The organism is Mucilaginibacter sp. P1_A3 (assembly GCF_056406855.1).
In genome coordinates, this window is sequence record NZ_JBFTZJ010000001.1 from 365,496 (window position 1) to 379,246 (window position 13,751).

The window sequence follows — 13,751 nt, forward strand, 5'->3', positions numbered from 1 at the left end:
TTAGACAAAGCGGTGGCTATAGCAGGTACTTTTCTGACCCGCATACACAATCGATGTCCGTGATTAATTAATTATTTAAAGGGGGAATTATTTTCAGTTTGAGGCGAGTTTCTGTTTAAAACGATCGTCGGTAAGTGCTTTTAAAAATTCAACGATATCGTTTATTTCTCCGTCATTCAAATTCAAAGGCTTATCTAACGACAGGTCGCGGTTGATACCATCCTTAACAATAAGAGACGGATTGTTATAATATTCAACCACACTTTTTAACGTTTTAAACTTTCCGTTGTGCATATAAGGAGCGGTAACTGCAACATTGCGCAGGCTCGGTATCTTAAATTCGCCATCTTCCGTTTTATTTTTAGTGATCTTTGAACGGCCCGGATCATTCAGATCTTTACCATTGTACAGCCCTATGCTTTTAAACCTGTCGGCCGTAAAATCTTCGCCCGAGTGGCAGTTGTTACAATTGGCCTTACCAATAAACAAGAGGCGGCCACGGGCAGCAGATGCGGTTAAGGCGTTATCGTCTCCATTAATATAACGATCATATGGGCTGTTTGAGGTTTCAAGCGTCCGCTCAAAGGAGGCGATGGCCTTCAACAGATTATCTTTGGTGGGTGTTGATTTAAATATCTTTTGAAATGCATCAGCGTAGTATTTATTTTCATTTAATTTCTTTACGGCATCTTCAATAGGAAGCCCCATTTCTGTAGCCGATGTGATAGGCCCCAGAGCCTGTTCTTCCAGCGAAGAAGCGCGTCCATCCCAAAAAAGGTGTGGCCGGCCCGAAAGATTAGTTAATCCGGGTGAGTTTCTTGAAGTAAGGTTACCTTTTATGCCAATGCTAAATGTAGCGGTATCGGCAAATGCAAACTCCGGTGTATGGCATGAGGAGCAGCTGATGGTATTATCACCAGATAGTATCGGGTCAAAAAATAATTTTTCGCCCAATTGCTCTTTGGTTTGCACATCATCTTTGGTGCCCACAAAACTCATAAAGCTTATCAATGTACTGATAGCTATAATAACCAGAAGTATATTTCCTTTTTTCATATCCTTATGCATTCATATTGCTGCCGATAAGTCTGTCCGGATCTTTGCCGGGGTACCCAATGCGCCCCGGCTCCTGATCCATTTCCAAACTTTACGCGAGTTTTTAAATGCTATTTTTAGTCAAAACAATGGCCATCCACCTAAAATGGTGACTATAATTTTATCAGATCTTTAAAATTTGTTAGCTCAGTAAAAGCTTATTGCGCGCTGGCGTTAAGGCTTACGTTTAAATCAAAATCATCGTAGATCACCTTATCACCCAGGTTTTCAAAAAAATTTTTTGAGCGGAATTTGATATCGTACTTAGTACGATCGATAGTGATCTTTGCAGTAGCAGCCAGCTTCTTGCCGTTAACTGTTACGGTTGCCGGGAAGCTCACATCATTAGTGATCCCTTTTATAGTAAGCTTACCTTTAACATCGTATTGGTTTCCTGACGTTTTTGTGGCTGATGAGATCACAAAATTAGCCTTAGGGAATTTTTCTGTATTGAAAAAAGTTTCGCTTTTTAAAGTGCTAACCAGTTTATCGTTTGATGCCTGGTCGGTAAGGTCAGCATCGGTGATGGTATTAAGGTCGATATCGAAGCTGCCGCCTTTAAGCCCGTTATTTTCAATGGCAAAGTTACCGTTGCTTACTTTTACATCGCCGTTATGGTCGCCTGTTGCTTTTTTTGCAGCCCAGGTAAGTTTGCTGCTTTCATTATCGACTTTAAAGGTTGATATTTTAAATTTTTTATTGGATGTAACGGTTTTGATGGTAGCAGCCCTGCCTTTAGTTAGTTTAACACTTTTAATAGTTGACGGTGTAAACGCGGTTAACGATACGAATGCTGTAAATAATACAGCGCCTGATAATTTAGTCATGGTGGTTTGTTTACTTGTTTTAGTGAACCCGGTAAAGCTGTTACCCCTTACCGGGATTTAATTTAGTTTATTTTCCTTTGAGTTCTTTTTGATCGGTACCCGTAACATTACCTGCGCTGGCAGGTGCCGGTTCGGCAATCAATTCATCCAACAATTTGTTGAATTTCTTTTCGTAGTCCTGGTAATATTTACCGGTAACAGTGCCTGTGTAGCCTGTGTATATTTCACGCACATCGCCCTTCCTGTCAATAATGATGGTGGTAGGGAATGCCACAAATTTGTTTAGTGCAGGCAGTTTTTGCGATACCAGCTTTTTATCAGCTAAGCCGCCGAAAACGATATCATACTGGATATTGTATTTATCCCTTAGCTTGCCTAAAGTATATTTGGCATATTCCAGGCTATCTTTCTGCTCAAAACCAATAGCAATGGCTTCTACCCCACGGCTGTGGTTTTTATTAAACCATGGCGAAAGGAATACCGTTTGATCTGTACAGTTGGGGCACCAGGTACCTACAATTTCAATAATGGTTACTTTGCCTTTATACTTATCATCGCTAAGCGATACCGGTTTTCCATTCAGGTCGGGAAAAGTAAAGTCCAGCTTTTTGTAACCTTCTTTCAGATAGGTTAGTTTATACGGATCAGGCAATTCTGCTTTATCATCCTTCACAGCGTCAAACTTGGTGTTATCATAAATACCGGAACCAATTTCGCCGCTTAATGTACCGTCAGCATTGATCTTGCCCTTGTATATCTTTGGACTCGGACCTGTAAAGCCGGATAATTCGAACTCATTCCCCTGAACGGTACCCTCCAATTCGCGGCTGTCGCCGGTTACCTGCATAATTACGCCGGTAAGTTTATTACCTGTTTGTTTCAAAACAGCTATTTTGTTAGGCACCTGGTCTTTTGAATAAACCTTCAGTTCCCATTTTCCGGTCAGGTTCGCTGTCGGAGCAATGTCTTTTCCTGGTTCAACAAAACGGTAAGTTTTTCCATATTCCGCAGTGAAAGGCAGAGAGTTACCACGGAAGCCCGGTACCAGGCTGCGGTATTCACCGCTTAACGTTCCGTCATCTTCCACTTTAGCAACCAGGGCGGCATCATAGGTATTCATTTTGATAAATACAGAGTCCCTGCCAATCTGCTTTACATGAAAGTTGTCCCGGCGGCTGCCATTAATCAGCGTAAATACCGCGTGCTCCGCGTCTTTACCCTTTAATTCAAAGTTAAAAGGAACCTTGGTTTCAGCAACGGTAAATACACCGCGCCATACACCTTGCTTAATAAATTTCACAGGCGGATTTTTATCCGCGGCTAATGCAGCTGCACCGCTAAACAATAAACCTACAGACAGGCATTTGAATGAGGTAATTAAATTGATAGTTTTCATTTGATAAATTATAGGATCAGTTAATGTTAGTTTCCTGGATGGGTTGATGGATCTGCGATAGCCGCTGTTTCCGGGGCAGGTTCAGCGATAAGTTCGTCCAACAGTTTATTAAATTTCTTTTCGTAATCTTCGTGGTATTTACCCGTTACCGTACCTGTGTAGCCTGTGTAGATCTCTCTTACATCACCTTTTCTATCAATGATAATAGTGGTTGGGAAAGCGATGAATTTATTCAATGCAGGTAGCTTCTGCGATACCAGCTTTTTATCGGCCAGGCCGCCAAAAGCTATGTCATAATTGATCTCGTATTTTTCTTTCAGCTTACCTAATGTGTATTTGGCATATTCCAGGCTGTCTTTCTGCTCAAAACCCAGTGCAATGGCTTCTACACCACGTTGATGATTTTTATTGAACCATGGAGATAGGAACACGGTTTGATCGGTACAGTTAGGGCACCAGGTGCCAATGATCTCTACGATCACTACTTTACCTTTGTATTTGTTATCACTGAGAGACACTTGTTTACCATCTATCCCCGGGAAAGAAAAATCAAGCTTTTTATAGCCTTCTTTTAAAAATGTAAGCTTGTAAGGATCAGGTAATTCCACCTCTGTTTTTTTAGCAGCATCGAACTTCAGATTTTTATAGATGCCGAAGCCTTCTTCACCGCTGATAGAGCCGTCGGCGTTGATCTTGCCTTTTATGATGAACGGACTTGGGCCGGTAAAACCACTCAGTGCAAATTCATCTCCCTGAACAGTGCCTTCCAGTTCGCGGGTATCACCAACTACGGTCATCACTACGCCAGTAAGCTTATTTCCTTTTTGTTTCAATAAGGCTATAGATGCAGGAACAGCCTCTTTACTGTAGGTTTTGATTTCCCATTTACCGGTTAAATCCGCTTTAGGGGCTACATCTTTGCCGGGTTCTACAAAGCGGTAGGTTTTACCATATTCTGCAGTAAATGGTAAAGAATTACCCCTGAAACCTGGTACCAGGCTACGATATTCGCCGCTTAGCGAACCATCGTCTTCAATTTTGGCTACCAGCGCAGCATCATAGGTGTTCATTTTAATATAAACTGAATCGGTACCTACAGATTTTACGTGGAAATTATCCCTCCGTGAACCATTAATAAGCGTAAACACAGCGTGCTCGGCATCCTTGCCTTTCAGCTCGAAATTAAAAGGTACTTTTGATTCGCTTACGGTGAATTCACCGCGCCATTTACCTTCTTTTATAAACTTAGGCTTTGGGGTTTCATGGGCCGATAATACCGTAACCCCACTAAGCACTAAAGCGGCCGATAGCAGCCTTGTTTTGGTTAAGTAGTTTGTAGTGTTCATTTTGTATAAGTTTTAATTGTTATTGATTGATGCGATGCCTGAAAATTTGGACATAAGTATTCCATTGGGCTTGATAAGCCTTTGAAAAAACGCTATAAATTTTAAAGGTGCCTGGTTTTTAAAACCAGAAAACATACTGAACCATACAACAACATCGTTTGATGGCTGCGGGTTGTGGTTGTGGGTAATGAATGTTAAATGTGTTCATGACTTTTAGTTAATTTATATTCCGGTGCATAATTACTACCGAAAAAAGTTCAGCACTTATTTCAGGTTTCTGAAAAGTTGCTATAAGATCATCGAGACTTCCTCTCCCTTATTCTTTATAAATCAACTAATTAATGGTGGGGTTAATTAGAATGGTGTAAAGATAGCAATAAATATGATAAATACAATAAAATCTATAGACTTAATAGAATATTTTTTAATTCTTTATGTTTTTAGTAATTATTTATCTTGTAAAACGATATACATCCTGGACTGCACAGCACACGCCTGATTTACCACCATAGCAAAGCAACGCACTTAGTACAGCCAGGATGTATATCTTGATTAAGATTTAAAAACCGGAAACGTAACTACGTTTTTAACAATGGCAATAACAACAGAAAAGGGTGCCACCATTCTGTTTGCGGGCTTTGGTGAATAGATTTGATCTTAGTTTCATGGTATTAGTTTGTAATTCTGCAGATCAATTGGTGGCTATTGAACTGCTTACTAATTAAGTATTTTGATTATATACGATACTATTTTACGGGTATATTAAACTCCACATCATCTGGCGGTAAACATTGCTTGTCGTTACATGCCATAAAATTTACCGTGCCGCTAACCGATGCCTGGCCCGATTTAAGTTTTACTTTTTGCTGAAATATAACTGCCTGTTCAAAATACTGCACGTTCATGCTAAACGACTTTTCATACTTGCTTACTGGCTTGGGCTCGGTTGTATTACCCACTAAAATGTAGTTGTCGTTTTTTTCAAACTTTAGCGAGGTCTTTATAGGTCCGCCATCGGCAAGATGCTGCGAATAAATGTGCCAGCCTTTATCAATGGTAGCTTTTATAAATACTACAGCTTGTTCATTATCAAGCTTTTTGGCAGCATATGACCATTTTACAGGTGTAAGGATCTGTGAAAAAGCAGTGGTGCTGATAACAATTGTTAAAGCGGTAAGTATTACTTTATTCATTTGGTAAATTCTATTTGTAATAATGTGATGTGTAGTAGTTAGCCTGCAAAGGAGGCTGTTGCTTTAAAGGAACATTAAATTAACAACACATTGTTACATCATTACGAAGCGATCTGTAAATATTGGCAGGTAATTGGGGAAAAGTGTTCATGTATTTAGTTGTTTATTTGTGTTCTTTACACTTATCTAAAAGAGAGCCGGAGAGAATACGTGTAGAATTCTATACCAACTTATCTTCCTCCCAACGGGAGCAGGAATTAGCACCTTTTACTAAATCTGAGATTCATGGTACAGGTTGCCAAGACGTCATGGGGCCTTTCCCTCTGTCTTTTCTGGATAAGTATAAAAGAACGTGATGTTGCAAATATATATTAAAAACTATAATTCCTATAGACTTTATATAATTTATTTCATTTTGTTAGTTTTTCAATAAATTGCGGGTGTTCAAGCATTCATTTTTAGGCAATAATACCGGATACAAAATCCAGAACATTTAAACATCCCCAATTTAAGTATCATTAAATCAACGCTGTATCCCCTATCTCTTCAACCTTAAAATAGCTGAACTTTAATATCAGCACTCCACTAAAAATTATTTTTTGTAATAAAATCAAATAGTATATAAAATCTATAGAATTTATATACTATAATTGTATGTCATGTAATTCTGTATTTACGGCACATTAAAATTCATTATTTAAAGCACATTCCTATTATCTAAAAAATGGCAGAGCAAAAAGCAAAACAAACAGCCCTTGGTGATGTAGCCGCCAGGCAGTTAGCGGTAGCAACCCGTACCGTTCCACAATTATCAACCATTACGCCACGGTGGTTAACCCATTTACTCAATTGGATCCCGGTTGAATCGGGCGTTTATCGGTTAAACAAGGTGGTACACGCAAACAATGTAGAAGTGGATTGCTCTTCGCGCGATGAACGTGAACTGCCATCAACCTTTGTTGATTATGAAGAAAACCCAAGGGAGTATAACCTGAGTGCTGTAAATACAGTACTGGATGTACACACCCGTGTATCTGACCTGTATAGTAAGCCTTATAACCAGATCAGCGAGCAATTGCGCCTTACTATCGAGATAGTTAAAGAAAGGCAGGAAAGCGAACTTATCAATAACCCCGAATACGGGCTACTGAACAGTATTTCGCCATCACAAAAAATTAAAACCAGGCTGGGCCCTCCCACCCCCGACGATCTGGACGAACTGATAACCAAAGTGTGGAAAGAGCCCGGCTTTTTCCTTTTGCACCCATTAGCTATTGCCGCCTTTGGCCGTGAATGTACCCGCCGGGGTGTACCACCGCCGACGGTTTCACTATTCGGATCGCAATTTATTACCTGGAGAGGAATCCCGCTTATTCCATCAGATAAACTGCCTATCGTAAATAATAAATCAAAGATCATCCTGTTAAGGACAGGCGAAAGCCGCCAGGGTGTTGTAGGCTTGTTTCAACCTGGTCTTCCGGGCGAGCAGTCACCGGGTTTATCTGTCCGGTTTATGGGTATCAATAATAAAGCAATTGCCTCATACCTGGTTTCGCTTTATTGCTCTTTAGCCGTTTTGGTTGATGATGCTATTGCCGTTTTAGAAGATGTTGATTTAAGCAATTACCATGAGTACAAATATTAATCCGGATAACTTACTTAACCTGCAGGAACTGGAGCAACTGGCTAATCAGTTTTTTAAATCAGGACCTGGTGGCTTAGTAAACCAATTACCTGTGCAACAAGCTCCTGAGCCTTTTTTATTACCCGGCAATATAGGTGATGAAGGCTTGTTTAGTCCGCCCCAACAGGTAAATACGCCTATACACTCCATCCCTTCAAGTACAATTGGAGGTGGTGGTATTGCGCCATCTGCCATTAACCAGAATAATGCTGTTAACCTAAAGGATCCGCAAACCAGTTTTGCAGATCCTAATTTAAGTAATCATCCTAATTCGTCGGCGCCTGTTTCTGGTAGTACCCCCACCGCTTTTGGCGATCAATTGCCGGTGCGACCTGGTTTTAGTTATGACTCTTATTTGGTGAAAACTGATCTTATACCAGATCTTCCCTTAAAGCAAAGCTTCCCCGTTGAGCAACTTTCAACTGCCCCCGAAAGCTTGTTTCAGCTACCATACCAGCAGGACCAGGCTTTTGATATCGAGCTAAAGAAGATATTGAGCAACATTAATACGTCGGGACCTTCAAACGCTTTACCATTTACCGGTGCACCCGCTGCGACCGAAATCCCGTTTTACTTTTTATCTGATAAACATGGCTTACCTGCGGTAAAATCAGACCAGGGAAAAGTTAAACAGGCAGGCATCAGCAATATCATTACCCCGCCGTTTGATGTAAACCTAATTAGGCGCGATTTTCCCATATTACAGGAACAGGTGAACGGAAAACAGCTGATATGGCTTGACAATGCAGCTACTACCCAAAAGCCTAAACAGGTAATTGACCGCATCAGCTACTTTTATGAACACGAAAATTCCAACATCCACCGTGCAGCACATGAACTGGCGGCAAGGGCTACCGATGCTTATGAAGGCGCACGCAAAAAGGTGCAAACTTTTTTAAATGCCGGTTCCATAAACGAGATCATATTTGTTCGTGGCGCAACCGAAGCCATCAACCTGGTGGCCAAAAGCTGGGGCGAGCAAAATCTGCAGGCAGGCGATGAAATTATTGTGAGCCATCTGGAACATCATGCCAATATTGTTCCATGGCAGCAATTAGCTGCTAAAAGGGGTTTGAAAATAAAAGTAATTCCTGTGGATGATGACGGGCAGGTGTTGATAGATGAATATGTAAAACTCCTTGGGCCAAAAACAAAACTGGTTTCATTTACCCAGGTATCAAACGCATTGGGCACAGTAACGCCAGCTGCGCAAATTGTGCATTTGGCTCACCTGGCCGGGGCTAAAGTACTGGTAGATGGAGCTCAATCCGTATCGCACATGCCTGTTGATGTACAGGCCTTAAATGCCGATTGGTTTGTATTCTCGGGCCATAAGGTTTTCGGGCCTACGGGTATCGGCGTCCTTTATGGTAAAGAAGATCTATTAAACGAAACCCAACCCTGGCAGGGAGGCGGCAACATGATCAAAGATGTAACTTTTGAACATACCCAATACCATGATGCCCCCGGCCGCTTTGAGGCCGGCACCGGTAATATTGCAGATGCAGTTGGCCTGGGTGCCGCAATTGATTATGTTAGTCGTTTAGGGATGCCGCTTATAGCGCAATACGAACATTATTTACTGGTTTATGCAACCCAATTGTTAAAAGAAGTAAAGGGAATACGCCTGATAGGTACCGCCCCGGATAAAGCCAGTGTTTTATCATTTGTATTAGATGGCTACAAAACCGAAGAGGTGGGCGCAGCTTTAAACCAACAAGGTATAGCGGTACGGTCTGGTCATCATTGTGCACAGCCTATTCTTAGGAGGTTTGGCGTTGAAAGCACTGTTAGGCCTTCGCTGGCATTTTATAATACCTGTGCCGAAATTGATTTGCTGGTGAACACTCTTCATAGCCTTAAACGATAATATACCGGTATGAAAGACGATAAATTTGACAGCTTTATACAAACGCTTTATCAAACCCATAAAGCTGAATGGGAAGCGACACCAAAGATCAGACAATGCGTTGGTTGGTTATCTGATCTTTTTGAATTCCTGTTTCCAAATAACCATGCCAATAAACTATCAATCTATGGCGGTCATCTTAAAAAGAACCAGATAGACCTTGAAAACATATTGTTAAGTTATCTTGATCCCAATGATATTGATATTGAGGAGGCGGTTATTTTATTTTATGATTCATTGAATGAAATTTACCAGGATCTGCGGCAGGATGCTTCCATGATATATGAAAAAGATCCTGCCGCTACCAGTGTACATGAGGTAATTGTATCTTATCCGGGCTTTTATGCCATCGCGGTTTACCGTATAGCACACCAGCTTACACGATTGGCTATACCTATTTTACCCCGGATATTATCGGAGCATGCACATGGCAAAACCGGGGTAGATATCCATCCAAAAGCTACAATCGACGTACCTTTTTGTATTGACCACGGTACCGGAATTGTTATTGGCGCAACCAGTATTATTGGTAAACATGTAACCATATATCAGGGTGTAACCTTAGGTGCCGCGCAGGTGAGTAAGGAATTATCCGAAACCAAACGGCACCCTACTGTTGAGGATAATGTAGTTATTTACGCCCGTAGTACCATTTTAGGTGGCCGTACGGTAATTGGTCACCACAGTGTAATTGGAGGTAGTGTGTTTTTAACAAAAAGCGTACAGCCCTTTTCGCATGTTTTTAGTACCCATCAATTACGAATTGAGGTAAAAGAAAACCTGCAATAATTTTTTAAACATGGTTTCGAAACTGAACTCATCGGAGATAATTCATTTCCTGCTCATTCTTTTGATTATACTAATCCCAGCGAGGTTGTTAGGCGAGTTATGCCGCAGGTATAAGCTGCCCGCTATTATTGGCGAAATTTTCGCGGGTATCATTGTTGGCCCCACCTTGCTGGGATTATTATTCCCATCTGTTTTTAAAGATATCTTCCTGTCTACCCCTCATGCTTTTGAGGCATTTGATGGTATTGCCAATATTGGCAGTATTTTGCTCATGTTTATTGCCGGCTTCGAGGTAGATCTGAAACAGATAAGGCAGAACGGCAAACAGGCCATCAGCATAAGTCTTACGGGTATTATATTCCCTTTTGCTATTGGTTTTGCCGCGGTATGGTTCCTATACCAAAGTCATTTTGCCAATGGCTTTAATAACCAATTAGTCACCTCGTTATTTTTCGGAACAGCGCTTTCCATTACTGCGCTTTCTGTGATTACTAAAATACTGCTCGACCTGGATATTCTTAACACGCGCATAGGCAACATTGTATTAACTGCTGCTATGGTTGATGATTTTCTGGGCTGGATACTATTCTCCATTATTATCCAACTCATGAATGTTGGCAAAGGTGAAGCCTCATTTTGGTCGGTAAGCATAGTTATACTTTATGCAATTTTCATGTTAACAGGCGGCCGTTGGCTTATACATAAACTATTGGCAATTGCCGGCAAGGGCGAGAAGCCAGGCCGGGTACTTACCATGGCCGTTTGTCTTTGCCTCATCAGCGCATGCATTACCGAAGGACTTGGGGTACGTGGTATATTTGGCGCCTTTCTGGTTGGTGTTGGCATCAACGATTCTGAATATTTTACGGAAAAACATAAACATGTGCTACATCAGTTTACCATTAACGTATTGGCTCCCCTCTTTTTCGCCTCCGTTGGATTAAGATTAAATTTCATAGCCAACTTTAACCTGGAAGTAGTACTTATTATCCTGGTTATTGCCTGCCTGGCCAAACTCATAGGTGCAGGTATTGGCAGCGCGATGAGCGGCATGAGCAAAAATGAATCCATAGCAGTAGCATTTGGTATGAATGCAAGGGGATCGCAGGAAATTGTACTGGGTTTATTGGCTTTACAGGCAAAAATAATAAGCGAACCTGTATTTGAAGGACTGGTTGTGATGACGGTAGTTACCATGATTATCTCAGGCCCTATTATGAAACACTATTTTTTAAAGGAACAAAAGTTGCAATTAACCTAAGCAAATTCCCCAAGCCCATAATGTTATATAAATCATTGTAAGTTATGTGCTTATAAATTTATATCACATGCCGTAGCTGACGGCGTTTTCCGTTTTAAAGGAAACTTTCACTATCACACCATTAAAATTTTCAATTTTAAGTTTGCCACCTAATTGCTTGCTTAAGCCTTTCATCAAGTTTAATCCGAGGGAGCCAACATTTTCCGAATCTAAACCCGCCGGTAAGCCCTTGCCATGGTCAATTATCGTTAGATAATTGAAACCATCATCCATCCGTTTTAAAGCAATTTTTACTATTCCCGTTTCATCGCTTGCATAGGCATATTTAATGGCATTTGTAATTGCTTCGTTCAAAATCAACCCCAGAGGTACTGCCTGCGCTACATCGAGCTTAATTACATCAATTTGCTTTTCAAAATGTATCCGATTGCCCAGGTCATAACTATCTTTCAAATAGCTGATTAACTCGTCAATGTACTCAGGCATGCTGATAAGGTCCAAGCTTTCAGACTGATAGAGCTTTTGATGGATCAATGCTATCGAATGCATACGGTTCTCACTGTTTTTGATAACCTCTAATGCTTCATTATTATTGATATAAGCCGACTGGCGCTGCAGCAGCCCCATAACAATCTGCAGATTATTTTTCACCCGGTGATGGATCTCTTTAATGAGCCATTCCTTATCTCGCAATAACCTGTCTTTTTCATTTAGCAGTTGGTTAAGCGATACATTATTACGTTGTTTAAGCCTGTAACCGTTATATAATAACCCAATAAATAATATCAGCAACACAAGTCCCCCAAGAGTAATGTTCCGCATATTTTCAGACCTTATTACCTTTTCGCGCTGCAATAAACCATCTTTTTTTAACAGCTTAATGTCCCTCTCCTTTTGGTCCGTTTCGTACTTGATCTGAATTTCGGCTATTTGCTTGTTTTTTATGATGCTAAAAAGTGAGTCGCTTGTAGCTTTGTAATTTCTAAGATGATTTAAAGAAGAAAGATAGTCTCCTTTGGCCGAATCTATTTTATACCAAAGGAATTGAAGATCTCTTTCGTAGGATGCAAAAAAACGTTTACCTGCCAGTCCATCCAGGTAAAGATTTGCCTTTTTATATTTTTTTTGCTGAACATAAAACTTAGCGATATCCAGTCTGGCTATATAAAGAAAAACACTTTCGTCCTGTCCCGGTGTAATTAACCTGATCATATCCAGATAGTTCTTTTCGGCAAGGGGAAAGTTTTTTTGTGCTTCGTAACAATACCCTTTAATTTCGGCAATGGTGCCTTTTATAAAATCACTTTCGGGTGGGTGTCGTTTTTCTGCGGCAAAAATTTCATTTAAAGCTTCATTTATTTTTTTTTGTTTTATAAGCCCCTGTACCACGAATCCTACAGTCCGGAAGATGGAAGTTTGGGAATAACCTGGAACTCTTTCCCTTAATTGTATGGTTTTACGATACCAAATGATACTATTTTCGGTTTGACCAAGCTCCTGGTAAACTAAGGCTAATTCGCCGTAAAAACTTTCCCGGCTCAGGGTGTCATTCGTTTTTTTTAAATATTCAATACCCTTTAAAATATAAGGTAGAGCTATATTGTAGTTACCTTCATATCTGTTTGTAGTTGATAACAACATAAAGGCACCCGCAATTTCTTTCCGGCCAGAAAACTGGTAGTTTTTTATTATATCGAGACATTCATTTTCAGATGAATCAGAATGATCAGACAAAAAATAAGCATCGGCCAAGGAGTACCGAACATTAATTTCGGTGGAGGTTTCATTTAGTTTATGGTATATTTTTATGGCATTCTTATAACTCGCAATGCCAAGTGCTAAACTATTACGCGCAGACGAATCGTAACCGGTTCTGTATTGTACGGCAGATAAACCCAGCTTATACCAGGTCCGCGCTTCGAATGCCACTTGTCGCTTTATATGAAAATTACTAATCGCTTTCATATAAAGCTGCTTTCCCCTATCCCTGTTTTTTAAAGCGATATAGACCATGCCCAGGTAGGTGGTAGTTTTATCAATACTGTAGTTGCCGTCGGTTTTATGTAACTGCTGGCTTAAGTTAAGCGCGTTCTTAAAATAAGTGAGCGCAGTATCCATCTTTTTTTTATTGCTTCCTGCTTGGTTAAAGAAGTAGAATCCAATTTCACCGAGTCTTTTTAACTGATTAGTATCCGCCACACTTTTTTTCGCTAAGCGGATATTGTTTCGAAGGTCATGCTCATTGAGGATC

General features: G+C 40.5%; 10 protein-coding genes and 2 riboswitches. Of the genes, 4 read left to right on the forward strand and 6 right to left on the reverse strand.

What is annotated here, in order from left to right:
* Nucleotides 1-93: 93 nt before the first annotated feature.
* From AC1D0K_RS01560 to AC1D0K_RS01580, 5 genes are all read right to left on the reverse strand, one after another.
* Nucleotides 94-1,056: a cytochrome-c peroxidase gene (locus AC1D0K_RS01560; RefSeq protein ID WP_477398197.1), complete on the reverse strand. Its 963-nt coding sequence runs from the start codon at nt 1,054-1,056 to the stop codon at nt 94-96.
* A 197-nt stretch (nt 1,057-1,253) separates the two neighbouring features.
* Nucleotides 1,254-1,922: a YceI family protein gene (locus AC1D0K_RS01565; RefSeq protein WP_477398199.1), complete on the reverse strand. Its 669-nt coding sequence runs from the start codon at nt 1,920-1,922 to the stop codon at nt 1,254-1,256.
* Nucleotides 1,923-1,989: 67 nt separating this feature from the next.
* Nucleotides 1,990-3,318: a peroxiredoxin family protein gene (locus AC1D0K_RS01570; protein ID WP_477398201.1), complete on the reverse strand. Its 1,329-nt coding sequence runs from the start codon at nt 3,316-3,318 to the stop codon at nt 1,990-1,992.
* A 26-nt stretch (nt 3,319-3,344) separates the two neighbouring features.
* Complete coding sequence (locus AC1D0K_RS01575) at nt 3,345-4,664, reverse strand: peroxiredoxin family protein (RefSeq protein ID WP_477441685.1); 1,320 nt, start codon at nt 4,662-4,664, stop codon at nt 3,345-3,347.
* A 219-nt stretch (nt 4,665-4,883) separates the two neighbouring features.
* Nucleotides 4,884-4,996: riboswitch (SAM riboswitch) on the reverse strand.
* 414 nt (nt 4,997-5,410) lie between these two features.
* Entirely contained in the window at nt 5,411-5,857 is a 447-nt protein-coding gene (locus AC1D0K_RS01580; RefSeq protein ID WP_477391820.1) for a protein-disulfide reductase DsbD domain-containing protein, read from the reverse strand.
* A gap of 227 nt (nt 5,858-6,084) precedes the next feature.
* A riboswitch (SAM riboswitch) is annotated at nt 6,085-6,200 on the reverse strand.
* Between the two features lie 381 nt (nt 6,201-6,581).
* Here AC1D0K_RS01580 and AC1D0K_RS01585 point away from each other — a divergent pair.
* Genes AC1D0K_RS01585 through AC1D0K_RS01600 form a run of 4 tightly spaced genes read left to right on the forward strand, consistent with a single transcriptional unit; the run spans nt 6,582 to nt 11,500 of the window.
* The gene (locus AC1D0K_RS01585) at nt 6,582-7,502 is read left to right on the forward strand and encodes a family 2A encapsulin nanocompartment shell protein (RefSeq protein ID WP_477391821.1); all 921 of its coding nucleotides are present in this window, start codon (nt 6,582-6,584) and stop codon (nt 7,500-7,502) included.
* Nucleotides 7,486-9,411, forward strand: coding sequence for a family 2A encapsulin nanocompartment cargo protein cysteine desulfurase (locus tag AC1D0K_RS01590; RefSeq protein ID WP_477391822.1), 1,926 nt, complete (start codon nt 7,486-7,488; stop codon nt 9,409-9,411). The genes AC1D0K_RS01585 and AC1D0K_RS01590 overlap by 17 nt, the downstream gene beginning before the upstream one ends.
* Before the next feature lie 9 nt (nt 9,412-9,420).
* A complete protein-coding gene (locus AC1D0K_RS01595) occupies nt 9,421-10,239 on the forward strand; it encodes a serine acetyltransferase (protein ID WP_477391823.1) in 819 nt (272 codons plus the stop codon).
* A 10-nt stretch (nt 10,240-10,249) separates the two neighbouring features.
* Nucleotides 10,250-11,500 carry a cation:proton antiporter gene (locus AC1D0K_RS01600; protein WP_477391824.1) on the forward strand — a complete coding sequence of 417 codons (1,251 nt, stop codon included), beginning with the start codon at nt 10,250-10,252 and terminating at the stop codon, nt 11,498-11,500.
* Nucleotides 11,501-11,563: 63 nt separating this feature from the next.
* On the opposite strand, the gene AC1D0K_RS01605 is transcribed toward AC1D0K_RS01600, so the two are convergent.
* On the reverse strand, nt 11,564-13,618 hold the full coding sequence (locus AC1D0K_RS01605) for a histidine kinase dimerization/phosphoacceptor domain -containing protein (RefSeq protein WP_477391825.1): 2,055 nt from the start codon (nt 13,616-13,618) through the stop codon (nt 11,564-11,566).
* Nucleotides 13,619-13,751 lie beyond the last annotated feature (133 nt).

Bases quoted from the DNA above. Each gene is read 5' to 3' on its own strand.
- AC1D0K_RS01560 (WP_477398197.1), bottom strand. From the start codon at position 1,056: ATGAAAAAAGGAAATATACTTCTGGTTATTATAGCTATCAGTACATTG.
- AC1D0K_RS01565 (WP_477398199.1), bottom strand. From the start codon at position 1,922: ATGACTAAATTATCAGGCGCTGTATTATTTACAGCATTCGTATCGTTA.
- AC1D0K_RS01570 (WP_477398201.1), bottom strand. From the start codon at position 3,318: ATGAAAACTATCAATTTAATTACCTCATTCAAATGCCTGTCTGTAGGT.
- AC1D0K_RS01575 (WP_477441685.1), bottom strand. From the start codon at position 4,664: ATGAACACTACAAACTACTTAACCAAAACAAGGCTGCTATCGGCCGCT.
- AC1D0K_RS01580 (WP_477391820.1), bottom strand. From the start codon at position 5,857: ATGAATAAAGTAATACTTACCGCTTTAACAATTGTTATCAGCACCACT.
- AC1D0K_RS01585 (WP_477391821.1), top strand. From the start codon at position 6,582: ATGGCAGAGCAAAAAGCAAAACAAACAGCCCTTGGTGATGTAGCCGCC.
- AC1D0K_RS01590 (WP_477391822.1), top strand. From the start codon at position 7,486: ATGAGTACAAATATTAATCCGGATAACTTACTTAACCTGCAGGAACTG.
- AC1D0K_RS01595 (WP_477391823.1), top strand. From the start codon at position 9,421: ATGAAAGACGATAAATTTGACAGCTTTATACAAACGCTTTATCAAACC.
- AC1D0K_RS01600 (WP_477391824.1), top strand. From the start codon at position 10,250: ATGGTTTCGAAACTGAACTCATCGGAGATAATTCATTTCCTGCTCATT.
- AC1D0K_RS01605 (WP_477391825.1), bottom strand. From the start codon at position 13,618: ATGGATACTGCGCTCACTTATTTTAAGAACGCGCTTAACTTAAGCCAG.